The sequence below is a fragment of the Streptomyces noursei ATCC 11455 genome (genome assembly GCF_001704275.1).
Taxonomy (GTDB): Bacteria; Actinomycetota; Actinomycetes; order Streptomycetales; family Streptomycetaceae; genus Streptomyces; species Streptomyces noursei.
On record NZ_CP011533.1, the window covers coordinates 5787655 to 5810878 of the forward strand.

Sequence of the window (23224 nt, forward strand, 5' to 3'; positions counted from 1 at the left end):
CGTGACGATCCCCCCGCTCCCGATCGCATCGACATGGCTCCCTCGCGTGGCCGCACCGGGGCCCGGGCCGCGGCACCCGGACCCCGACGCCCCGGACTCAGTGCTTGAACGCCTTGGCCGCGTCCTGCTCCAGCCGCTGCTGGATGCCCGCGACGTCCTTGGGGTTCTTCAGGAAGTCCTGCAGGTCCTTCCACTCGCCCTGCCCCGGCTTCCCCCCGAACGACGCCGGCGCCTGGTCGGACATGTCGAACCGGAAGTCGTCCCCCGCCGCGACCAACGCCCCTGCGATCTTCCGCATCACGTCGTCCGCGTACGCCGCCTGGTCCAGCTCCTTGTTGGGCGAGAGGAAACCGCCCGCCTGCGCCCAGATCTTCGCCGCGTCCGTCGACGCCAGGAACGTCAGCAGCGCCTGCGCCGCCGTGCCGTCCTTGAGCGCCACCGCCACGTCCCCACCGGTCACCACCGGCGACCTGGCCCCCACCGCGGGGAACGGGAACACCTTCGCGTCCGTCCCCACCTTCGCCTTCGTCTGTGCGATGTTCGCCGCCGCGAAATCGGCCGACGACACCATCGCCGCCTTCGGCGTGTCACCCCCGCTGAACGTCTGCGTCACCGACGTCGGGAAATCCGTCTGCAACGCCCCCGCATTGCCGCCCGCCAACAACTCCTTGCGGCCGAACAACTGCCCCAACGTGGTCAGCGCCCGCGTCACCGACGGATCCGTCCACTTCAGGTCGTGCTTCGCCAACTGGTCGTACTTCTGCGGCCCGGCCTGCGACAGATACACGTTCTCGAACCAGTCGGTCAGCGTCCACCCGTCCGACCCGCCCACCGACACCGGCTCCACACCCGACTCGGCAACCGTCTGCGCCACCTTCAGGAACTCCGGCCACGTCTTCGGCTCGGAAACCCCGGCATTCTCGAAAACCTTCGCGTTGTACCAGACCAACGACTTGTTGCTGGCCTTGAAATACACCCCGTACTCGGTGCCCTTGTGCGCCCCGAGATCCCGCCAGCCCTTGCTGAAGTTCTTCACCAACTGCGCCTTGGCGTCCGCCCCGAGCGGCTTGAGCCACCCCTTCTCCGCGAACTCGTTCAACACCCCGACCTGCTGCAACAGCGCCACGTCCGGCGGCCCGCCACCGGCGATCTTGGACCCGATGAAACCGGCCATGTCGTCGCCGCTCGGCACGAAGTCGACCTTCGCCCCGGTGCGCTTCTCGAACTCCGCCAGCACCTTGGTGAAGTTGTCCCGCTCGGCCCCCGTCCAGACCGCCGTCACCTGCAACCGCTGCCCACTGAGCTTCGGCAGGGCCACCGTCGGCGCGGTACCTCCACCCCCGCCTCCGCCCCCCGTGCGCCCACTCCCACCACTTCCACTCCCGCACCCCGCCATCCCCAGCGCCACCACCGCGACACCGGCCACCACCCACACACCCCGCCGCGACCTCCCACCCACGCCCCGCCCTGCTCCATGAGCACCGGCGCCGCTCCCGCTCCCGCTCCCGATGCCGACTCCGACTCCGACGCTGGTGCTGGTGCTGGTGCTGGTGCCGGTGCCGGTGTTGGCGCCCGTCCGCCCCATGTGGTCGACTCGTCCGCGCATCCCCGTAGCCCCTCCGTAGCCCTTGCCGCGGCCCCAAGAACCCGTGCCCGCCGAGCGGTCCCCGTCCCGTGCGGACCGCCTCCGTGCGGGTGCGCCGGTGCCGCGGCGCCGTCCCCTTCCGAACACGCCGACGCCACGCCGCCGTGCCGTACTGCCGTTGAGCGCCGTACTGCCGTGCCGAGTACGTGACTTCCGTGCCGAGTGCGTGACACCGAGTACGTGATTCCCGTGCCGAGTGCGTGCGTGCCGTGGCGCCGTTCCGCGTCGCTGCGTGCCCGAGTGCCGCTGCGTGCCGAGTGCCGTGCTGCCGTACGGGGTGCGCTGGTGCCGATGCGCCCCTGCCGTACGTGGTGCTGCCGTACGTGGTGCCCTGGTGCCGGTGCGCTGAAGCCGTGCCCTGGTGCCGGTGCGGGGCGGTGCCCTGCATGACCCCGGTGCGGTGATGCGGTGATGCTCCGCCCGCCCCGTGACCACGGCACGTGCGACAGTCCTACGCCCCCACCACCGGCTCCGCAATACCGCCACCCACGCCAACTCCCCTTTCGTGATGGGCCCGTTACGGCCACCATGGGCCCGCGGCCGCCACGGGGCCACTGCCGTCATGGGCCCGGTGTCGCCATGGGCCCGCGGCCGCCACGGGGCCACTGCCGTCACGAGCCCACTGCCGTCATGGGCCCGCTTCGGCCGCCGCGGGCCGACGGGCCCGTCGGCATCGCGCCCTCAGGCCGGCGGGGGCCCCGCCCCGTGGCGGTGGCCCCCGCGTCTCACCTCACGCTCACACCAACGGTGGCCCCGCCGGCGCGCCCGAGGACTGGGCGGCCCGTTGCAGCGCGCTGGCCAGCAGTGCCAGGTCCGTCGGGCCGTTGCCCAGTTCGCGCAGCGGGCGCCGGGCCGGCGGGTCGCCCATCCGCGACCACTCCAGGGGCACCACGGTCGGCCGCAGCGTGGACGTACGGGGTATCCGCCCGGTCACCCGGCCCGCCTGGAACGGCGTGGACGCGCCGTCCCCCGCGCGGTGCAGCCACCCGCGGCCGGGCGGCACCGGATCGGAGCCGGCCGGCGCCGGCTCGGCCGGGTCGGTGGCGGTGCCCAACTGGATCCGCAGGGCGGCGCGTTCGGCGGTGGCGGTGCCTTCGGTGCGGTCCGGGTGGCCGGTGGCGGCTATCAGGTGCACGCCCAGCGCCACGCCGTCCCGGGCCACCGCCTCCAGGGCGCGCACCACGGAACCGGCGGCCGGGCGGCCCGTGCTGCCCAGGGCCGGGGAGACCAGGGCGTCGAAGTCGTCGACCAGGATGAAGAGTCGGGGCATCGGGGCGGCCGCCGGGGCTCCTGCCTGGTAGGCCGTCTGGTGAGCCGTCTGGTGGGTCGGCGTCTCGTCGGGGTGGACGTGGTCCTGGGGTGGGGCGCCGGGGCGGGTGCGTAGGCGCAGGGTGCCCGTGGGGGAGGGGTCTGCGGGGCCGGCCGGGGTGCCGCCGCCTCCTTCCTTGTTTCGGCAACGATTACGGAGAGTAGTTTGTTCCTGGGATTCGTTACTCGTTGTGAAAGTGGGGGGTGGGGTGGAGGTGGCGGAGGAGACAGGTGAGGTGGATGAACCGGATGAGGTGGGTGGGGCGTTGAGGGCGTTGGGGGTGTTGGGGGAGGGGGCGTCGGGGTGGGGTGGTGTGGCGGGGGAGGCGCCGGACGCCATGGCGGCACGGGAGGTGCTGGAGGTGCCGGAGGGGTGGGACGTGCTGGAGGGGTAGGAGGTGCCGGAGGACGTGGGGGTGCCTTCGGCGGAGCGGCGCGGGGCGATGATGCGCGGGGCCGGGAGGTGCTTGGTGCGCCACTCGGAGAAGGGGGTGCCGGCCAGTATTTCGGCGCGCCGCTTGAGTTCGGAGGAGAGCGCCTGGGCGAACTCCCGCATCCGCAGCGGGTCGGAGGCGGCCAGGTGCGTCGTGACGTGCGGGAGGTCGGTGCAGACCCGCAGGCCCTCGCCGCGCTCGGTGCCGGCGCCGTCCACCAGCACCAGCGACAGTCGGTCCGGGCGGTCGGCGGCGGCCAGCGACGCGGCGAGGGACCGCAGCAGCTCGGTCTTGCCGGTGGCCGCCGCGCCCTCGACGAGCAGATGCGTGCCGTCGGCCGCGAGATCGGCGACCACGGGGCCGTGCGGCCCGGCGCCCAGTACTGCGGCGGCGTTGGGCCGGTCGGTGTCCTGTACCGCCGCCCAACGGGCCATCAGGGACGCGGGGGTGGCGCGGGCCAGCCCCAGTTCGTCCAGCAGGCGTGCCGACTCCGGCAGCGGTATGGCGGCGCGCGGTGCCGCCGGCCCCGGGCCGCCGCCCGCCTCGACCTCGCGCAGCGGCGCCAGCGCCCGGGCGAAACGCTCCGCCCAGGCGACCGAGACGGCGTCCACGGTCGCGACCGTGCCGTTCGGCCCCGAGCCCGGCTGGACCACCCGCAGGGCCGTGGCGACATCGCCGCTGAGCACCGCCACCGCCCCGCACTCGCCGAACGCCGGCGAGGCGACCCGCGCCGCCTCGTACGTCGCGGCCAGCGGGAAGGCGGGGGAGGCGGCCGGGGTCTCGGCCAGGCAGAGCACGTGGATGCCGGCCGCAGCGCCGCCCGCCGCGAGCCGTGCGGTGGTCTCGCGCAGCGCGGACGAGCCGGGGTCGCCGTCCACGATCAGCAGGGTGTACGGCCCCTGGTGGCGGGCGGCGGCGGAGGCCACCTCGGCGCGCTCGGCGCTGGGCCAGCCGGGGCCCAGGGGGCCGTCGTCCAGCCGTCGCACCAACTCGGCGGTACGGGCCGCGGCCTGCTCCTTGTCGTAGGCGAGCAGCAGCCGGCAGTCCTGGCCGCGGGTCGGGCGGACGTGCGGCAGCCAGCCCAGCCAGGACCAGTCGGCCACCCGCTCCTCCAGGGTGTGCGCCCGATCGGTGCTGACCAGCACGACCTCCAGCGTCCCGGGGGAGTGCAGCGCGACCAGCTGGGCGGTGGCGGACCGGGCCAGCCCGACGAGCCGCCCGCGCGGCCCGGCCAGCCCGAGGGCGCCGGCCCGGCGCAGCTCGACGGAGACCGGCGCGGCGGACCGGCCGCCGTCCCGCTCCGCCGTGCCCAGGCGGACGGTGAGCGCGTCCGGGTGCTCCGGGCCGCGCTCCCAGAGCCGGGGGCCCGGGCCGAGCGCGGTGAGCAGGACCGCGGCGGCGTCCGGCCAGCGTTCGTCGGCGACCGGGCCGGCGGGGGCGCTGCCGGCGGGTGCGCGGGACGCGCCGTCGACCGGGGCGGGGGCGTCGTCGTACGCGTCGTCCGGGATCGGGTCCGGCGGGTCCACCACGGGGCGTCCGCCGGCCAGCCGCCGTGCCCAGGCGCCGATGCCGCCACGGCGGCCCGCCTTACGGGCCATCGACTCGGCCGGGGCCAGGGACTGTTGTCCGCCGTGGGTCTGCCCGCCCGTGGGCGGGGCTCCGTGGCCGGACAGCGCTTCGTGCCCGTGCCCGGTCGTCGCGTCGTGGCCGGCCGGCCGGGCCCCGTGTTCCGCTGTGTGTTCCGCTCCGGGGTGTCCCGGTGTGTGCGCGGGGTGGGCGGGGAGCGAGCCGGGTGCCTCGGCGCCGGGTGCCGCGGTGCCGGCTGCGCCCGGCCCGTGGGCGGTGGGGTCGGGGGTGGGCTCAGGGAGGGGCGTGGCGGGGGCGGCGGGCGGGAACAGGCCGTCCGCTGCCGGGCCGCCCGGGCCCCGGGTCGGGATTCCGGGCGTGCGGGGGGTATCCCCGGGGCCGGTCGCCGGGCCGTGGGGATACCCGGTGGCCGGGGCGGGAACGCCGCGCAGCGGGGTGTCCCGGCGGCGGCCGGGCCCGTCGCCGGACGTGGCCTCCGCGCCGGGCGCCCACCGGACGGCCGGCGGCGGGGTGCCGTCGGCCTCCGCGGCGGTGGGGGCCGGGCCGGCGTACAGGGCGCCGGACGTGGTCGCCCCGCCGGCCGTCGCTCCGGGGGCGATCCGTCCGGAGGCGACCCGGAGGTGGCCCTCTCCGTCGGGGGTGGCGCTCAGGGCCGGGTCCGGGGTGCGTGGCGGGGACTGGAGGCGGAGCGCCGATTCGCCGATGCGCAGCAGGGCGCCGGGCGGCAGGGGGACGGCGAGGTCGCCGAGCTCGGTGCCGTCGACGATGGTGCCGTTGGTGGAGCGCAGGTCGGCGATGTACACGGAGCCGTCGGGCTCGACGGTGACGGCGCAGTGCAGGCGGGAGACGTCCGGGTCGTCCAGGGGGACGTCGGCGTCGGCGGAGCGGCCGATGCGGACCTGGCCGCCGTGCAGGAGGTGGACGCCGCCGGCGTCGGGGCCGGAGACGACGCGGAGTCGGGCGGAGCCGTGGGGCAGGCCGTGCGCGGGGGCCGGGCCGGGGCCCTGGAGGGAGAGCACCGCGCCGTCGATCAGCGGCGGCTCGCCGAGCGCCGCGCGCTGCGGGTCGAGCCGTTCGGTGCCGGCGTAGAGCACGACGGGGGCGCTGCTGCCGCCGGTGCCGACGTCCGCGCCGGAGCCCGCCACGGCCGCCGCGAGCGAGCCGGCGACCGTCGCCAGGGCGGTCCCGGCGGGGGCCGTCACGAGGACGTCGCAGGCCCGTGTGGTGGGGCCGCTGCGCGGCCCGAGGACGGTCAGCCGGATCTGCATCGCCGTCAACGGTCCCTTCTGCCGGGTATCCGGCCGGGGCTCCGCTCGCTCCCCCACCGCACCCCGGGCACGTCGGCACGGACATGTCCCATGCACGTCGCGACAGTGACCGCGCGCCCCTACCGCGTGCGTGCTGGGATGCATCCTCGCACCTGCCGCTGACAACACGCCCGCCGACCGCCCATTAATGATCTTGATTGGTCGGCGCCCGGCGGAAAACTGCCTGCTTACACGCACCGAACCGGCCGTTTTCGATCAACGGGTGCCGGGGAAGCGGTCAGGGGCGGACGGCACCCGGACCGCTGACGCGGGTTCCGGTCGTGTTGACGCGAAGGCCCCCCGCCCTTGTGCGGAACGGCCCCGGAGGCGTCCGGAATCCGGGCAACCAACGGCTCGGAACGCGCGTCTTCCCGAGGAGCCCCGCCCCGTCCGGCGCACCGAAATGTTTGTGCGACGGCACTACAGTGGGGCGACGGGCCGCGAGCTGACCCAGCGGGCCAGGCAAGGATCCACCACGAACCAGGGAGCGCATGACGTGCGGCCGGTAGGCAGCAAGTACCTGCTTGAGGAGCCTCTGGGGCGCGGCGCCACGGGCACCGTCTGGCGTGCCCGCCAGAGGGAGACGGCGGGTGCCGAGGCGGCCGTCCCGGGGGAGCCCGGCGAGACGGTCGCGATCAAGGTCCTCAAGGAGGAGCTGGCGTCCGACGCGGACGTGGTGATGCGCTTCCTGCGCGAGCGCTCGGTCCTGCTGCGGCTGACCCACCCCAACATCGTCCGGACCCGCGACCTGGTCGTCGAGGGCGACCTGCTGGCGCTCGTCATGGACCTGGTCGACGGCCCCGACCTGCATCGCTACCTGCGCGACAACGGCCCGTTCAGCCCGGTGGCGGCGGCGCTGCTCACCGCGCAGATCGCCGACGCGCTGGCCGCCAGCCACGCCGACGGCGTCGTCCACCGCGACCTCAAGCCCGCCAACGTCCTGCTCGCCGGCTCCGACGGCGCCGAGCAGATGCACCCGATGCTGACCGACTTCGGCATCGCCCGGCTCGCCGACTCCCCGGGGCTGACCCGTACGCACGAGTTCGTCGGCACCCCCGCCTATGTGGCGCCGGAGTCCGCCGAGGGCCGTCCGCAGACCTCCGCCGTGGACATCTACGGCGCCGGCATCCTGCTCTACGAGCTGCTCACCGGCCGCCCGCCGTTCGCCGGGGCGACCGCCCTGGAGGTGTTGCACCGGCACCTCGCCGAGGAGCCGCAGCGCCCCGCCGCGGTTCCCGAGCCGCTGTGGACGGTCGTCGAGCGCTGCCTGCGCAAGCGTCCCGAGGAGCGCCCCAGCGCAGAGAACCTCGCGCGCGGGCTGCGCACCGTCGCCGCCGGCATCGGCGCGCACGCCACCCCGCAGCAGGCCGAGGCGGCGCTGGGCGTCGCCGCGCTGCTCGCCCCCGACCCGGAGCCGGCCACGGTCCCGGGCACCGAGGGCTCCCAGGGGACGGACGCCGCGGCCCCCACCCAGGTGCTGCCGACCAACGCGCCCTCCCCCTACGACCCGGGCGCACCGACCAGCGTGCTGCCGTCCACGGGTGCCCCGGGGCAGGGGCCGGCCCCGACGCGGGCCATGCCGCCGGTGCCCCCGATGCCGGCCGCCGCGCCCATGGCCGGTCCGCCGGAGCCCGAAGGGCCGCACCCGTGGGAGTCCCAGCTGCGGGCCGCCCGGGACCGCAACGAGCAGACCCAGGTGCAGTACCTGGACCCGCAGGACGACCCGCTGCGCCGCCGTCCGCAGCGCCGCCCGGCGCCCGCCCAGGCCCCGCAGCGGCCCCCGTACGGCGGTCAGCCCGCCGGGTACGCCCCGCAGCGGCCGCCGGCCCCGCAGCGCCGCCAGGAGCCGCCGCCGCAGCGCTACGAGCCGGCCCCGCTGCCCGCCCGGGAGCCCCGCCCCCGGCGCGAGCCGCGGCCGCGCAGCGCCAACCCGATGCGGATCCCGGGTCTGGGCTGTCTGAAGGGCTGCCTCTTCACGGTGCTGCTGCTGTTCGTGGCGGCCTGGTTGATCTGGGAGTTCACCCCGCTCCAGGAGTGGATCGGGACGACCAAGGGCTTCTTCCAGCAGATCGGTGACGTCTTCGCCAGCGTGCAGCACTTCGTACAGAAGCTCGGCGGCTGACGGTCCGTACGGACGGGATGTCGACGGCATCGTCTATTTGTCGACATCCAGCCGGTGAATTCCCGTACAGAAGTGACGGTTGCCGCCATTGGGGGCACTGAACCCTCTGGCGCCCGCGTAGCTTTGACGCCAACCTCAGCCCCCGAGGACGCCCGGGGGCCCGACACGTCGGAGCAGTCTTGGCACGGAAGATCGGCAGCCGGTACACCGCCCACCAGATCCTGGGGCGCGGCAGTGCCGGCACGGTATGGCTGGGCGAGGGTCCCGAAGGGGCCGTGGCCATCAAGCTGTTGCGTGAGGATCTCGCCTCCGACCAGGAGCTCGTCGGCCGCTTCGTGCAGGAGCGGGCGGCACTGCTGAGTCTGGAGCACCCGCGCGTCGTCGGCGTCCGCGACCTCGTCGTCGACGGCGCCGACCTCGCGCTCGTCATGGACCTGGTCCGCGGCACCGACCTGCGCACCCGTCTGGAGCGCGAGCGGCGGCTCGCCCCCGAGGCCGCGGTCGCCATCGCCGCCGACGTCGCCGACGGCCTCGTCGCCGCGCACGCCGCGCGGATCGTGCACCGCGACGTCAAGCCGGAGAACGTCCTGCTGGACATGCAGGGGCCGCTCGGCCCCGGTGGCGCGCACCCCGCGCTGCTCACCGACTTCGGCATCGCGCGCCTGGTGGACTCCCCCCGCAGGACCCTCTCCCAGCCGCAGAGCGGGGGGTCCACCCTCTCGCTCCGCTCCGCCAAGGTCATCGGCACCCCCGACTACCTCGCCCCGGAGATCATCGAGGGCCTGCCGCCGCGCGCCTCCGTGGACGTCTACGCGCTGGCGACGGTCCTGTACGAGATGCTCGCCGGCTTCACGCCCTTCGGGGGCGGCCACCCCGGTGCGGTGCTGCGCCGCCACGTCACCGAGAGCGTCGCCCCGCTGCCCGGCATCCCGGACGAGCTGTGGCAGCTGCTCCTCCAGTGCCTGGCCAAGGCGCCCGCCTCCCGGCTGCGCGCCCCGGAGCTGGCCGCCCGACTGCGGGAGATCCTGCCCGGCCTGGCCGGCATCCCGCCGCTGGACATCGACGAGCCCGACGACGAGCAGCCGGCGGACGACCCGGAGGGCGCCCCCGCCGGGTCCCGCCAGGAGGCCCGCTATCCGGTGGCGGCGCCCGAGGGCCCGCCGCGCGGCGCGGTCCCCCTCGTCCAAGGGGCGAAGCCGGACTCCAGCCGGGAGACGCACACCAGCATGCGGGTCCCCGGGCCGGACGAGTTGGCCGGCGGCGCGCACGGCACGGCCCGCGCCCCGCGGGCCGCGGGGGAGCGCCGGGCGGGCTCGGCCCGGCACCGCTCCTCCCCGGAGGCGGTGCGCCGCCGTCGGATCAAGGTGGGCGTGGTGGCCGCCGTCGTCGTGGTGGCGGGCGCGGTCGGCGGCCTGCTGGCCTCGGGCGGCGGTGACGAGCCGGGCGGCGTCCGGCCGGGCGTGCACCATCCGCGATAGGGCCTGTGACCTGGGCCTAAGGGCGCCGGGGCCTGCGCGGGCAGCTCGGCGCGGGCCCGGCGGGCGGCCCGCCGGCCCCGTTTTCATCCGGTCCGGCCGGGACGGGCCGGGGACACGCCGGGACAGATTGTCGGTGGCAGCCGTTAGGCTGGGTGCGTGGCAGTCGTCGATGTATCCGAAGAGCTGAAGTCCCTCTCCTCGACCATGGGGTCGATCGAGGCCGTCCTGGACCTCGACAAGATGAGGGCCGATGTCGCCGTGCTTGAGGAGCAGGCCGCGGAGCCGTCCCTGTGGGACGACCCGGCGAACGCACAGAAGATCACCAGCCAGCTGTCCTACCTCCAGGGCCAGCTGCGCCGGGCCGAGGCGCTGCGCGGTCGCGTCGACGACCTTGAGGTGCTCTTCGAGCTCGCCGAGGCCGAGGGCGACGAGGAGACCCGCGCCGAGGCCGAGCGGGAGCTGGTCGACGTCCGCAAGGCGGTGGACGAGATGGAGGTCCGCACCCTGCTGTCCGGCGAGTACGACGCCCGCGAGGCGCTGGTGAGCGTCCGTGCCGAGGCCGGTGGCGTGGACGCCGCGGACTTCGCCGAGAAGCTCCAGCGGATGTACCTGCGCTGGGCCGAGCGGCACGGCTACAAGACCGAGCTGTACGAGACCTCGTACGCCGAAGAGGCCGGCATCAAGTCGACCACCTTCGCCGTCCAGGTGCCCTACGCCTACGGCACGCTCTCGGTGGAGCAGGGCACGCACCGCCTGGTGCGCATCTCGCCGTTCGACAACCAGGGCCGCCGTCAGACCTCCTTCGCGGGCGTCGAGGTGCTGCCGGTCGTCGAGCAGACCGACCACATCGAGATCGACGAGAGCGACCTGCGGGTGGACGTCTACCGCTCCTCCGGCCCCGGTGGCCAGGGCGTCAACACCACCGACTCCGCGGTCCGGTTGACGCACATCCCCACCGGCATCGTCGTCTCCTGCCAGAACGAGCGCTCGCAGATCCAGAACAAGGCCACCGCCATGAACGTCCTCCAGGCGAAGCTGCTGGAGCGGCGCCGCCAGGAGGAGCAGGCCAAGATGGACGCCCTCAAGGGCGACGGCGGCAACTCCTGGGGCAACCAGATGCGTTCGTACGTCCTGCACCCGTACCAGATGGTCAAGGACCTGCGGACGGAGTTCGAGGTCGGCAACCCGCAGGCCGTGCTGGACGGGGACATCGACGGCTTCCTGGAGGCCGGCATCCGCTGGCGCAAGCAGCAGGAGCAGCAGGCGAAGTAGCCGCGGGCGCAAGCGGACAAACGCCTTCAGAAGGTTCGGACAACTGCCTCCCCAAGGGGGGCAGTTGTTTTTTGCGGTGGCGGTTAGGTCACAGTCGTACGTCCATGTATCGCCCAAGTCATGGCAATTCGGTCATCAAGCCTTTATTCGGCCTTGACGATGTTCCGAGAACTGGGAAGGCTGAGCGCGGCATGCGTGTGTCATGGGGCGCGTGTAGGAACGGGGAGGCGAACGGCCCGCCGGCAGTGCCGGGCCGTGGTGTGCACACCCCCATCGGTCGTTGCCCCGTGCGGCGGTGCTCCAATGACGAGTTCAGCTACTGGGGGTAGCAGTACATGACGAAGAAGACGCGGCTGCGCGTGGCGCGCATTGCGGCCGGTGCGGTGATCGCGGCCGGTGCGTCGCTCACCGCGGCCGGTGCGGCATCCGCCGCCGGCACGGACGGTACGCCGGCGAAGCAGAGTGACGGCATCATCGGCGGCATTATCGGTGGCATCTTCGGCGGCGGCGAGAGCACCGGCGGCGACAGCACCGGTGGCCAGTCGACCGGCGGCGAGAGCACCGGCGGCGACAGCACCGGCGGTGAGATCGGCAGCCAGAACTCCGGCGGCCAGACCTCCGGCGGCGAGATCGGCGGCACCGGTGGCGAGACCTCCGGTGGCCAGAACTCCGGCGGCCAGACCACGGGTGGTCAGACCACGGGTGGCGAGACCACCGGTGGCCAGAACTCGGGCGGTCAGACCACGGGTGGCGAGACCACGGGTGGCGAGACCACCGGTGGCCAGAACTCGGGCGGTCAGACCACGGGTGGCGAGACCACCGGTGGCCAGAACTCCGGCGGTCAGACCACCGGTGGTCAGAACTCCGGCGGCCAGACCGGCGGCAGCAGCACCGGTGGTCACTCCGGCGGCAGCACCGGTGGCGGCACCGGTGGCAGCACCGGTGGCAGCCACTCCGGCGGCACCAGCACGGGCGGCACCACCACCGGCGGCGACAGCACCGGTACCGGTACCGACAACGAGGGCTCCAAGCCGATCGAGCAGCCCGGTCAGGGCAAGGAGCAGGTCATCGACACCCCGGGCCAGGCCAAGCAGCAGGCCAAGGGTGGTCAGCAGCTGGCGGAGACCGGTTCGTCCGGCACCACCGTTCTGCTGATCGGCGCCGCCACGATGATCGCCGGCGGTGTGGGCTTCCGGGTCCTGCCGCGCCTGATCAACAAGAGCGGCGGCGCGGCGGCTGCCTGACGCTGACGCGGCACACGACGAGGGGCCCGGGACGCATGCGTCCCGGGCCCCTCGGGCGTCCGCGGGCGATGGTGGGCGAGGTTTACGGGCACCCTGCGCGGCGGGGTCGTCACTCTGCGGCGCCGCGGGGCGCCCGGGGAGTTTCAGACGGCCTGGCGGAGCAGCACCGCGACCGCGAGCAGCGCTATCAGCAGGGCCGCCAGCACCACGGGATTGAGCTGGCCGAAAAAGCCCGCTTGTCGCTGGAGCCGTTCCCTGCTGGCCCGGCACACAGGGCAGCGGCCCTCGCTCACAGGGGCCGCGCAGTTGGCGCACACCAATCGGTCGTACGTCATGCGACCTCCTTACTTACCGCATCAACGCACCGGGCGGCGCATTGGTTCCCTCTACCACTGTGCCAGTTCCGCCGCCGGACGGCGCGCCCCGGGGTTCACCCCCTTCCGGCCCGGCAGTGTTTCCCCCTCCCACCCCTCCCGGCGGCTCCCCCTCCCACCCGCCCGGCATCTCCCCCTCCCGTCCACCCGGCACCGCCCCTTTCCGCCCGGCAGCGTCCCTTCCGCCCACCCGCCCGGAATTGTGCGCTTTTTGTCCCGTAGGCACCGTGAAGAACCGCACCAACCTCCCCCGCCGGCTGGGCCCCCACACCAGGTTCGCGTAGGGTCACGCACACCGACGGGAGCCGTGACCGGCAACCCGTGCCCCTACCCAGGTCGACCGTGGTGCATCTGTGATCCGATTCGACAACGTCTCCAAGACCTACCCGAAGCAGAACCGCCCCGCCCTCAGGGACGTCTCCCTGGAGATCGAGCGCGGCGAGTTCGTCTTCCTGGTGGGTTCCTCGGGCTCCGGTAAGTCCACCTTCCTGCGGCTGCTCCTGCGTGAGGAGCGCGCCAGCCATGGCGCCGTGCACGTACTGGGGAAGGATCTGGCCAAGCTGTCCAACTGGAAGGTGCCGCAGATGCGCCGCCAGGTGGGCACGGTCTTCCAGGACTTCCGGTTGCTCCCCAACAAGACTGTGGGGCAGAACGTCGCCTTCGCCCTGGAAGTCATCGGCAGGCCGCGCGGACAGATCCGCAAGACGGTGCCCGAAGTCCTCGAACTCGTCGGCCTCGGCGGCAAGGAGGACCGCATGCCGGGCGAGCTGTCCGGTGGTGAGCAGCAGCGCGTCGCCATCGCGCGGGCCTTCGTCAACCGGCCGTTGCTGCTCATCGCCGACGAGCCCACCGGCAACCTCGACCCGCAGACCTCCGTCGGCATCATGAAGCTGCTGGACCGGATCAACCGCACCGGGACGACGGTGGTCATGGCCACCCACGACCAGCAGATCGTCGACCAGATGCGCAAGCGGGTCATGGAACTCGAGAAGGGCCGGCTCGTACGCGACCAGTCGCGCGGCGTGTACGGCTACCAGCACTGAAAGGACGCCATGCGCGCCCAGTTCGTCCTGTCGGAGATCGGCGTCGGTCTCCGCCGAAATCTCACGATGACCTTCGCCGTCATCGTCTCGGTAGCCCTCTCGCTCGGCCTGTTCGGCGCCTCGCTGTTGATGCGCGACCAGGTCAACACGATGAAGGGGTACTGGTACGACAAGGTCAACGTCTCCATCTTCTTCTGCAACAAGAACGACGCCGAGACGGCCGCCAACTGCGCCAAGGGTGCGGCGACCCAGCAGCAGAAGGACGACATCCTGGCCGAGCTGCACCGGCTGCCGCTGGTGCAGAACGTGGAGCACGAGACCAGCGACCAGGCGTACAAGCACTACAAGGAGCAGTTCGGCGACACGCCCGTGGCCGGTCTGGTCACGCCCGACCAGCTGCCGGAGTCCTTCCGGGTCAAGCTCAAGGATCCGACCAAGTTCGACGTGATCAAGTCGGCGTTCTCCGAGCGCCCCGGCGTCGAGCAGGTCCAGGACCAACGGGACACCGTCGAACCGCTGTTCCGTCTCCTGGACGGCATGCGGTACGCGGCCCTGGGCGTCATGGGTCTGATGCTGGTGGTGGCGCTGATGCTGATCGTCAACACCGTGCGGGTCTCCGCGTTCAGCCGCCGCCGGGAGACCGGCATCATGCGGCTGGTCGGCGCCTCCAGCTTCTACATCCAGCTGCCGTTCATCATGGAGGCCGCGATCGCCGGCCTCATCGGTGCCGTGTTCGCCTGCGTCCTGCTCGTCGGCGGCAAGTACTTCATGATCAACCAGTGGCTGGCGAAGCAGATCCAGGTGGTCAACTTCATCGGCTGGGACGCCGTCCTGGCGGTGCTTCCGCTGGTCCTGCTCATCGGGTTGCTGATGCCCGCGCTCGCCGCGTTCTTCGCGCTGCGCAAGTACCTCAAGGTGTGAGCTTCGCCAAGGGCGCCGTACGGTCAACTCCCCGTACGGCGCCCTTTCGTCGCCTAGACTCACCGGCATGCTGGGCCCGTGTGGGTACGACCGGCCCCGCCGCATCCGCCGCGGGGCGGCCCTGACGTTGTTCCTCGCCGGGGTGCTCGCCGCGGGCGCGGCCACCGGCACCTGGGACGACGCCGGGGACGCCGCGGAGTCCGTCGCCCACGGCCGGCCCGCCGGGGACACGGCCGTCGACCGGCCCGCCGTCGAGCGGGCCGCACGGGCCGCGGCGCAGGCCGCCGGGGACGGCAAGTCCGGTGCGCAGGCCGCCGCGGACGTCGTCAGTCGCAGCGGCGACCGGTGGTCGGCGGTCTACACCGCCGGCGAATTCGAGGACTTCCAGGCCCAGTTGGACGGCACGTATGTCGGCGTCGGGCTGTGGGTGCGGGAGCAGGGCGGTGGCCGGATAACGGTGTCCCGGGTGCGGCCCGACGGGCCCGCCGCCCGCTCCGGCATCGCCGTCGGCGACCGCCTCGACGCGGTCGACGGCCGGCCCGCCCGGGGACGCCCGGTCACCGACGTCGTCGCCCGGCTGCGCGGCGACGGGCCCGGGGGCTCCGGTGCCCCCGGCACGTCCGTCCGGCTGGACCTCGGGCGCGGCGCCCGCCACTGGAGCGTGACCCTGCGCCGGACCCGCCTGCACACCCGGAACGTCACCGTGGACCGCCCGTACGGTGCCGACGGCCCGACCCGCATCAAGATCACCGCATTCGCCAAGGGCACCGGCGCCGCGGTCCGCCGCGCGGTGCGCGCCGCGGACCGGCGGGGCGGGCTGTTACTGGACCTGCGCGGCAATACCGGCGGCCTGGTCACCGAGGCGGTCGCCACCGCGTCGGTCTTCCTCGACGGCGGCCTGGTCGCCACCTACGACGTGGACGGCAGTCAGCGCGCCCTGTACGCCGAGCGCGCCGGGGACACCCGGATCCCGCTGGTCCTGCTGGTGGACGGCGGCACGATGAGCGCCGCGGAGCTGCTGTCCGGCGCGCTCCAGGACCGCGGCCGGGCGGTCGTGGTGGGCTCCCCGACGTTCGGCAAGGGGTCGGTGCAGATGCCCAGCGAGCTGCCGGACGGCTCGGTCGCGGAGCTGACCGTCGGCCACTACCGCACTCCGGCCGGCCGGGCCGTGGACGGCGCAGGCATCACCCCGGACCTGCTCGTCGAGGACCATGCCGAAAAACGGGCCCGCACAGTATTGAGTGGCCTCGGCACCGGTGCGTAGTGCGAAAATGGCCGCACTATGGCTACCAAGGGCAAGGGCAAGGACAAGAACGACGGGCGCAAGCTCGTCGCGCAGCACAAGAAGGCGCGGCACGACTACCACATTCTGGACACCTATGAGTGCGGTCTGGTGTTGACCGGCACCGAGGTGAAGTCGCTGCGCCAGGGCCGGGCGTCGCTCGTGGACGGATTCGTCCAGATCGACGGCGGGGAAGCCTGGCTGCACAACGTCCATATCCCCGAATACACGCAGGGCACCTGGACGAATCACAGCGCGCGGCGGAAGCGGAAGCTGCTGCTGCACCGCGTCGAGATCGACAAGTTGGAGGTCAAGTCCCAGGACTCGGGTCACACGATCGTGCCGCTGTCCCTGTACTTCAAGGACGGTCGGGCCAAGGTCGAGATCGCGCTGGCCAAGGGCAAGAAGGAGTGGGACAAGCGGCAGACGCTGCGCGAGCAGCAGGACCGCCGCGAGACGGATCGGGCGATCTCGGCGGCCCGACGCCGGCAGCGGGCCTGAGAAACCGGCGGCCGGGCCGGGGTCCGCGACGGCCGCCGGGAATATGCTGGCACTCGCGTGCGTTGGTCACGTACGATGGGGGCACACCCCGCGAGGGTGTGGCACCACCTTGAAAAGAAAACATGGGGATGATCGGTTTCGACAGCGGATGTCGAAGCAGGGGAAGCGAGTCGAGGAAGCGGCAATGATCTCGTTAACCATATGTCGCAACCAATAATCGCCAACACCAAGCGCGATTCCTTCGCCCTCGCTGCCTAAGTAGCGACTTGCGAAGTGTCAGCCCGGGGCTGTTCCCGACCCGGATCCTGGCATCAGCTAGGGGACTAAACCTTGATCCCGGTCACGGGGTGAAGAGGGAAATCAAACAGTGACTGAGCCCGTCGGAGACTTGTCCGCGTGATCTCCGGGGCCGAGAAAATCGCAGCGGACTGCACTCGGAGAAGCCCTGATTCCACACCGTTGGACGCGGGTTCGATTCCCGCCATCTCCACAATTCCCATGTGAATGAAGGCCCCGGCGTTCCGAAAGGAACACCGGGGCCTTCGTTTTTTTCGGCCCAGGGCCCGGGGGCCCGGCGGTCAGGCCGGGCGGGACCGCCGGGCGGTGGTTGCCGCGGCCGTCGCCGTCGCCGTCGCCGTCAGGGACAGGGCCGCCGCCGCGGCCGGTACGGCGTATCCGGCGGCGGGGAACGGCAGGTGCTCGGCGGTCCGGCCGCCGGTCGCCGAGCCGGCCGCGATGCCGGTCAGCAGCGCGGTCACCGCCAGCGTCAGCCCTTCGTTCAGCCGGCCCGCGGGGTGCGGGACTGGACCAGACCCATGCCGGTGACCATCGTCGGGGCGGTGGCCGTCCCGGCGATCAGCAGCGCGACGGCGAGCAGTACCGGGGCGCCGGACGCGGCGGCCAGCAGCGGCAGCGTCAGCAGCGCGGCCATCGCGGCGAGGCAGGCCAGAAAGCGCCGGCCGGGCCGGGCCGCCGGCGGCAGCAGGCCGAACAGCAGCCCGGCCGCGCCGGAACCGGCCGCCTGGCGGACCCCGCGCGGCCGTTGGTGGTGGACGTGGGGGCGCCGGTCGGGACCGCGTACCGGGTGCTGGCCGAGGCCCGGCGGCGGCTGCCGGACAGCTGCGAACTGGTCGCCCGCTTCCACAGCGGGCTGACCGGTGCCGCCGCGGCGTTGGCCGCCGGCCGACTGGACGTCTCCTTCGGGCGGTTCGCGGGGCTGTCGGCCCAGGTCCGGGCCGGGCTCGGCCATCAGCCGGTCCGGTTGGAGCCGATGGCGGTGCTGCTGCGCGCGGACCATCCGCTGGCCGGCGCCGGGTGCGTACCGCTGGGCGGCCTGGCCGGCGAGACCCTCTACGCGGCGGCCGGGAACCCCGACACCGCGGAGTGGACGGAGCTGGCGGAGCGGCTCTTCGCGGGGCGGGGGATCGCGATGGCGGAGCCGTTCCCGGAGATCGCGGGGGCGGAGGAGTTCGTCCGCGTGGTGCGCAAGCGGGGCTGGTCGGTGCTGGCGAGCGTGGAGTTCATCGAGGTGCCGGGGATGGTGCTGCGGCCGGTGGTCGATCCGGTGCCGCTGTCGCCGGTGGGGATGGTGTGGCGGCGGGGACTGCGGCATCCGGGGCTGGACGCGCTGCGCGCCGCCGCCCGGGAACTGGGCGCCCGGGAGGGCCGGCGGGCGCTCCCCGACGGCGACTGGTGGCTGCCGGAGGCGGACGTCGTGGCGATGGGTGTGGCCGCGGCGGGCGCTGAGGGGCCGTAGGATCCCGCGGGGTGCCGGGCGGACGACGGGCCGCGCGCGACCGCCACGTGATCGATGTCTCTTTACGTGATGCATATCCGTGTCCGGGCGCAGGCAACCAACGGCAGCGAAATTCCTTCCTTACGGAAAGACATCGCGTGCGAACGATGTGTGCGAACAGGACAAACGGATGGAACAAGGGGGGAGTCGTGCAGCGACGTTCCTTGCTCGCGACGACGATGGCCGCGCTCGCCTTGACCGTGACCGCCGGACTGACCGTGACCGGCTGCGGCTCGGGGCGGATGGCGGCGCTGCACGGTAACTGCAAGACCAAGGGCCTGAGCTGGAAGGTCACCGTCCTGAAGGCGGCGCCGCACAGCGCCCACCGCGAGGCCAAGTTGTCGGTCGTCAACAAGGGGTCACAGCCGTGCGTCTTCGACGGCTTCCCCACCTTCGCTGTCCACGTCGGCAAGGGGCCGGAGTCGGACGGCAAGGGGCAGGGCCGCACCATGCCGATAGACCTCCGGCGCGGTGGCATGGTCACCACTCACCTGCGCTACAAGGACCACGGGCCCGGTATGACGCCCGCCGACTGCCTGGTGAGCAACGACGAGGCGATCGTGGGCGCGCCCCGTGATCGCCATCAGAAGCTGATAAAGGTCCGGGACGAGAAGGGCAAGAAGACCCGGATGAACATCTGCGAGCAGACGATCTGGATGGGCCCGCCCATCGAGCAGAACGGCTGAACCGGCCGGTTGAACCGACCGACCGGTTGAACCGGCCGGCCGGGTGACTCGGCCGGGGCGATCGGCTGGTCCGTCGGGCCGGGTTCGTCGGGCCGGGTTCGTCGGCCGGGCGGACCGGTCGGGCCGACCGCCGGTGGGCCCGCGCCGGGCCGGGTCAGCCGCCTTCCACTGCCGGGGCGGAGATCCGGGCGGCGGGTGCCGGGGCTGCGTCGTGGTCCGGCGGTGCCGGCCGCGCCCGCAGCCAGAACTCGGCGGCCAGGGTCGGGTCCAGCGGCCGCAGCGCGCCGGTGTCCGGCTGGAGGGACGTCAGGACCGGGCGCAGTGCCTCCGGCCGGATCAGGCCCAGCGCCGCCAAGTGGGAGTCCTCGCACAGCGCGGCCAGTGCCCGGCGGTTCCGGCGCAGCCCGGCGTGCAGCTCGGCGCTGTGCGCGCGCCGACTGCCGCGGCCCAGGACCGGTCCGGGCACCAGGCCGCGCATCGCCGCGGCCAGCACGGGCTCGCCGCCGCCCGGCACGCGGTCCGCGAGCCGCACGGCCAGCGCCGCCTCGATCACCGCGTCGTCCAGGAACGGCGCCTCGTAGACCACACCGTGCGCCGAGGTCAGGGCGTCGATGCCGCGCACCCGCTCGCCGGCCCGTACCGCGGCGGCGGCCACCTCGTGCTGGGCGCGCAGCGGGTCGAGCGGCTCGGGTGCCGCGGCGGCGGCCTCGCGCAGCAGCCGGCGCACCGTGGCGACCGCGTCCGGATGGGCCCAGGGCGGCATCGCCGGGACGTCCTCCCAGTCCGTGCCGTCGGGCCGGCGGCGGGCGCCGGGGACGATCCGGTCGGCGCCGGTGGCCAGCCACCGGGGGTAGCAGCGGCCGCCGAGCAGGGTGCGCACGGTGGCCCGCAGCGTCCAGGGGGCGAGCCGCCGGGCCCGGCGGGCCAGTCGTAACGCCTCGCGGAAGTCGCCGCGGGCGAGGGAGTTGAGCGCCACCGGCCGGGGTGCGAAGAGCGCGTCGCCGCCGATGCCGGTCAGGTGCATCCGGGACCCGAACCTGGCGACCAGCCGCGCCTGGTGCAGCAGCCGGGCCGCGTCCCGTACGGCGGCCAGCGGGCCGGCCGGGTCGGTGTGCGCGGGCTGCGCGGGCGGGGTGTACCAGGTGGGGGCGTCGGTATACGGGAGGGAGAGGTGGCGGCCCTCCTGGCGGACCCGGCTGAGGCGGTAGGCGCTGTGCGCGCTCCACAGGGGGTCGTCGTCGGCCGGGTCGCGGCCCTCCCAGGCGGTGGTGATCAGCTCGGTGCTGTCACGGGCGGCCAGGAAACACAGGCTGGTGGAGTCCAGGGAGCCGGAGAGGTCGGCGCTGAGCGTGGCCCGGTGGGTCCGGGCGTGCACGGCCGCACTGAGGGCCTCCCGTACCGCCTCGGCGGCTTCCGGAAGCGGGAGGTCCGGCTCCGGCGGGTGCCACCAGCGGACCTCGCGGTACCGGCCGGCCGGGTCGTGCGCGGCGCAGTGGCCGGGCGGTACGGCGTGCACCGCGCGCCAGCAGGTGCGCAGTGCGAGGGGTAACGGGGCGCCGGGCGCGAGCAGACGGGCGGCGAGCGCCTCCTCGTCGACCGTGCCGGTGCGGGGCGCGCCGGGCAGTCCGGCGGCGGCCGCCGTGTGGGCCAGCGCGGCCAGGTCCTGGGGGCGGCTGCCCAGCACGGTGAGGCCGCCGAGGTCCGTGCGGTGCAGCCGGCGGACCGCGGAGAGGCTGCCCTGGGCGCGCACCTCGGCGCCCATGCAGGCCAACAGGAAGTAGCTGCCGGGGAGTTCGTGGCGGAGCTCCGCGAGGTCGTCGAGGCCGCGCAGCCGGGGCAGCAGCCGGGCCAGCGCGTCCGAGGTGGCCGAGGTCGTGCCGAGCAGCACCGCGCAGCGCGGGCCGACCCGGGCGGTCACCAGCTCCTCGCGCCGCCAGTGGCCGACGATCCAGGGGCGGCCGGAGAGGTGGGCGATGGTGCGGGTGGCCGAGGTCCGGGGCAGGCGGGCGGCGAGCCGGTCGGTGACGGGGTGGTCGGGGAACACCAGGAAATCCACGGGCGGTTACCGTTCCTTGGCCTCGGGGCGCAACGATCACTGCCGCCGCGTAGTGGGGGTCGTCGAGGAGTGGTGGGTCGGGCGACGGGAGGGCGGTGCCCTCGCGGAGCGGCGTCGTCGGGGGGCGAGCCCGGGCCCGTCCGGCCGCGGTCGGCCGGACCGGCCTCGGTGCTGCCGGGGCGGGGAGGTGCCCCGGCAGGGGGATCGCGCGGCGGGCGGGGGACGTCAGGAACCGTGCCGTCCGCCCGTGATCCGCTGCGGTGGTCGGTGCATGGCATCCCTTTCCTTCCGCTGCCCTGGGGAGCCCGGCATCCCTGCGGGGGTGGGTGTGGCGCCCTGGCAGGGGCGAACGGCCGTCGCCGGGCGGGAGGCGCCTCCCGCGGTCGGCGACGGTGCGTGGTGGGCTCATCACTCCGTGCGTCCGATAAGAAGGCTGGCAGTGTTCGGGGGCACGTGCCATTACCCCGTTCGGGTGAAGGCGGGGGCGCGTGGTGCACGGCGGCGCACCGTTCCCGCGCCGTACGCCGCGGATGTGCCGCGGCGGCTCACCACATGCATCCGCGCCGCGTGAGTGCAAGGTTTCGTGCAGGTCACGTGCTGCCACAGGGCGGTAACCCGCCGTCCCTAGCGTCGAGGACGGACCCGGTCCGCGGACCGAACCGAGCCTTGGAGGCGCCATGACGGCCGAGACCGCGGCAGCGACCGCGACAGCGACTGACGGCACCCGCAGTACGGGTGGCCGGGTGAGGAAGGGGCGGCGCTGGATCGAGCGCTGGGACCCGGAGGACGAGACGTTCTGGCGGGAGTCCGGGGAGCGGATCGCCCGGCGCAACCTGGTCCTGTCGGTGCTGACCGAGCACATCGGCTTCTCCGTGTGGAGCCTGTGGTCGGTGATGGTGCTGTTCATGGGCCCGGAGTACGGGATCGACCCGGCCGGGAAGTTCTTCCTGGTGGCGGTCCCCACGGCGGTGGGCGCGGTGCTGCGGGTGCCGTACACCTTCGCCGTGGCGCGGTTCGGCGGGCGCAACTGGACGGTCTTCAGCGCGCTGTTGCTGGTGGTGCCGACGGTCGCCGCGGCGGTGGTGATGGTGCCGGGCACGCCCTACGGGGTGTTCCTGGCGATGGCCGCGCTGGCCGGCGTCGGCGGCGGGAACTTCGCCTCGTCCATGACCAACATCAACGCCTTCTACCCGCTGCGGAAGAAGGGCTGGGCGCTGGGGCTGAACGCCGGCGGCGGCAACCTCGGGGTGCCGGTGGTGCAACTGCTGGGGCTGCTGGTGATCGGCACCGCGGGCGCCGCCCAGCCGCGGATCGTGCTGGCCGTGTACGTGCCGCTGATCGTGCTCGCGGCGGTGCTGGCCGCGCGGTTCATGGACAACCTCGCGCCGGTGGCCAACGACACCGGGGCGGCCGTGGCGGCGGCCCGGGAGCGGCACACCTGGGTGATGGCGCTGCTCTACGTCGGCACCTTCGGGTCGTTCATCGGCTACAGCTTCGCCTTCGGCCTCGTCCTGCAGAGCCAGTTCGCGCGCACGCCCCTCCAGGCGGCGTCGCTGACCTTCCTCGGGCCGCTGTTGGGGTCGCTGGCCCGGCCGGTCGGCGGGTGGCTGGCGGACCGCTACGGCGGCGCGCGGATCACCCTGGGGAACTTCGTGGCGATGGGCCTGGCCACCGGGGTGGTGCTGGCGGCCTCGGCGGTGCGCTCGCTGCCGCTCTTCCTCGCCGGGTTCACCGCGCTGTTCCTGCTGACGGGACTGGGCAACGGCGCCACCTACAAGATGATTCCGGGCATCTTCCTGGCCCGGGCGGTGCGCCGGGGGCTGGTCGGCGAGGCGGCCGCGGCGGCCGGGCGGCGGCTGTCGGGTGCCGCGATGGGGCTGATCGGGGCGGTGGGCGCACTGGGCGGGCTGGGCATCAACCTCGCCTTCCGGGAGGCGTTCGCCGCCACCGGCTCCGGGGCCGCGGCGTTCGCCGCGTTCCTGGTGTTCTACGTGGTGTGCGGGGCGGTCACCTGGGCGGTGTACGTACGCCGGCCGCGGCGCGGGGCGGCCGGCGCGGAGGTGGACGGGGCGGCGCCCCGGCCCGTGTACGCCGACGTCTGAAAGCCGTGCCCCGGGAGGCGCGTCCGTAACAGGAGGGAAATACTGGCGCACCGGGCCTGTCATGTGC

General features: G+C 73.8%; 14 protein-coding genes, 1 other RNA gene and 2 pseudogenes. 12 read left to right on the forward strand and 5 right to left on the reverse strand.

All coding sequences use genetic code 11. The features are described from left to right. Positions 1–97: 97 nt before the first annotated feature. Positions 98–1396, reverse strand: coding sequence for an ABC transporter substrate-binding protein (locus SNOUR_RS24555; RefSeq protein WP_312636049.1), 1299 nt, complete (start codon positions 1394–1396; stop codon positions 98–100). A gap of 985 nt (positions 1397–2381) precedes the next feature. Further along, on the reverse strand, positions 2382–6242 hold the full coding sequence (locus SNOUR_RS24560; protein ID WP_079142865.1) for an FtsK/SpoIIIE domain-containing protein: 3861 nt from the start codon (positions 6240–6242) through the stop codon (positions 2382–2384). A 535-nt stretch (positions 6243–6777) separates the two neighbouring features. Between SNOUR_RS24560 and SNOUR_RS24565 the strand changes: the two genes are divergently transcribed. The 4 genes from SNOUR_RS24565 to SNOUR_RS24580 all read left to right on the forward strand — a co-directional run bounded on the left by SNOUR_RS24565 (position 6778) and on the right by SNOUR_RS24580 (position 12397). Further along, the gene (locus SNOUR_RS24565) at positions 6778–8403 is read left to right on the forward strand and encodes a serine/threonine-protein kinase (protein ID WP_067350949.1); all 1626 of its coding nucleotides are present in this window, start codon (positions 6778–6780) and stop codon (positions 8401–8403) included. Positions 8404–8582: 179 nt separating this feature from the next. Next, on the forward strand, positions 8583–9881 hold the full coding sequence (locus SNOUR_RS24570) for a serine/threonine-protein kinase (RefSeq protein WP_067350952.1): 1299 nt from the start codon (positions 8583–8585) through the stop codon (positions 9879–9881). A gap of 156 nt (positions 9882–10037) precedes the next feature. Continuing rightward, positions 10038–11153 carry a peptide chain release factor 2 gene (prfB, locus tag SNOUR_RS24575; protein WP_067350955.1) on the forward strand — a complete coding sequence of 372 codons (1116 nt, stop codon included), beginning with the start codon at positions 10038–10040 and terminating at the stop codon, positions 11151–11153. A gap of 335 nt (positions 11154–11488) precedes the next feature. After that, a complete protein-coding gene (locus tag SNOUR_RS24580; protein ID WP_067350958.1) occupies positions 11489–12397 on the forward strand; it encodes a hypothetical protein in 909 nt (302 codons plus the stop codon). 143 nt (positions 12398–12540) lie between these two features. Here SNOUR_RS24580 and SNOUR_RS24585 read toward each other — a convergent pair whose 3' ends face one another. Beyond that, a complete protein-coding gene (locus tag SNOUR_RS24585; RefSeq protein ID WP_039635971.1) occupies positions 12541–12732 on the reverse strand; it encodes a hypothetical protein in 192 nt (63 codons plus the stop codon). A 392-nt stretch (positions 12733–13124) separates the two neighbouring features. On the opposite strand from SNOUR_RS24585, the gene ftsE reads away from it, so the two are divergent. The 5 genes from ftsE to ssrA all read left to right on the forward strand — a co-directional run bounded on the left by ftsE (position 13125) and on the right by ssrA (position 17011). Next, positions 13125–13814: a cell division ATP-binding protein FtsE gene (gene ftsE / locus SNOUR_RS24590; protein ID WP_039635973.1), complete on the forward strand. Its 690-nt coding sequence runs from the start codon at positions 13125–13127 to the stop codon at positions 13812–13814. A gap of 9 nt (positions 13815–13823) precedes the next feature. Next, positions 13824–14735 (forward strand): permease-like cell division protein FtsX, encoded by a 912-nt coding sequence (gene ftsX, locus SNOUR_RS24595; RefSeq protein ID WP_067350960.1) that lies wholly within the window; start codon positions 13824–13826, stop codon positions 14733–14735. 67 nt (positions 14736–14802) lie between these two features. Further along, on the forward strand, positions 14803–15999 hold the full coding sequence (locus SNOUR_RS24600) for a S41 family peptidase (RefSeq protein WP_067350963.1): 1197 nt from the start codon (positions 14803–14805) through the stop codon (positions 15997–15999). An 18-nt stretch (positions 16000–16017) separates the two neighbouring features. Beyond that, complete coding sequence (smpB, locus tag SNOUR_RS24605; protein WP_067350966.1) at positions 16018–16518, forward strand: SsrA-binding protein SmpB; 501 nt, start codon at positions 16018–16020, stop codon at positions 16516–16518. Between the two features lie 124 nt (positions 16519–16642). After that, positions 16643–17011: a transfer-messenger RNA gene (gene ssrA, locus SNOUR_RS24610) on the forward strand. Between the two features lie 85 nt (positions 17012–17096). On the opposite strand, the pseudogene SNOUR_RS43310 reads toward ssrA, so the two are convergent. After that, positions 17097–17542 (reverse strand): annotated as a pseudogene (locus tag SNOUR_RS43310) (MFS transporter); the annotation flags it as partial. Here SNOUR_RS43310 and SNOUR_RS24615 point away from each other — a divergent pair. Then, positions 17543–18274 (forward strand): annotated as a pseudogene (locus tag SNOUR_RS24615) (LysR substrate-binding domain-containing protein); the annotation flags it as partial. A 188-nt stretch (positions 18275–18462) separates the two neighbouring features. Continuing rightward, entirely contained in the window at positions 18463–18999 is a 537-nt protein-coding gene (locus SNOUR_RS24620) for a DUF4232 domain-containing protein (RefSeq protein ID WP_229921415.1), read from the forward strand. A gap of 154 nt (positions 19000–19153) precedes the next feature. On the opposite strand, the gene SNOUR_RS24625 is transcribed toward SNOUR_RS24620, so the two are convergent. Then, positions 19154–21055: an asparagine synthase-related protein gene (locus tag SNOUR_RS24625; RefSeq protein ID WP_067350969.1), complete on the reverse strand. Its 1902-nt coding sequence runs from the start codon at positions 21053–21055 to the stop codon at positions 19154–19156. Between the two features lie 677 nt (positions 21056–21732). Here SNOUR_RS24625 and SNOUR_RS24630 point away from each other — a divergent pair. Continuing rightward, positions 21733–23157: a nitrate/nitrite transporter gene (locus SNOUR_RS24630; RefSeq protein WP_067350970.1), complete on the forward strand. Its 1425-nt coding sequence runs from the start codon at positions 21733–21735 to the stop codon at positions 23155–23157. The last annotated feature ends 67 nt before the right edge of the window (positions 23158–23224 follow it).

What these genes read in the sequence shown, in the direction of transcription:
- SNOUR_RS24580 (WP_067350958.1), top strand. Translation starts at nt 11,489, where the DNA reads ATGACGAAGAAGACGCGGCTGCGCGTGGCGCGCATTGCGGCCGGTGCG.
- ftsX (WP_067350960.1), top strand. Translation starts at nt 13,824, where the DNA reads ATGCGCGCCCAGTTCGTCCTGTCGGAGATCGGCGTCGGTCTCCGCCGA.
- SNOUR_RS24560 (WP_079142865.1), bottom strand. Translation starts at nt 6,242, where the DNA reads ATGCAGATCCGGCTGACCGTCCTCGGGCCGCGCAGCGGCCCCACCACA.
- SNOUR_RS24555 (WP_312636049.1), bottom strand. Translation starts at nt 1,396, where the DNA reads ATGGCGGGGTGCGGGAGTGGAAGTGGTGGGAGTGGGCGCACGGGGGGC.
- SNOUR_RS24600 (WP_067350963.1), top strand. Translation starts at nt 14,803, where the DNA reads ATGCTGGGCCCGTGTGGGTACGACCGGCCCCGCCGCATCCGCCGCGGG.
- SNOUR_RS24630 (WP_067350970.1), top strand. Translation starts at nt 21,733, where the DNA reads ATGACGGCCGAGACCGCGGCAGCGACCGCGACAGCGACTGACGGCACC.
- SNOUR_RS24585 (WP_039635971.1), bottom strand. Translation starts at nt 12,732, where the DNA reads ATGACGTACGACCGATTGGTGTGCGCCAACTGCGCGGCCCCTGTGAGC.
- smpB (WP_067350966.1), top strand. Translation starts at nt 16,018, where the DNA reads ATGGCTACCAAGGGCAAGGGCAAGGACAAGAACGACGGGCGCAAGCTC.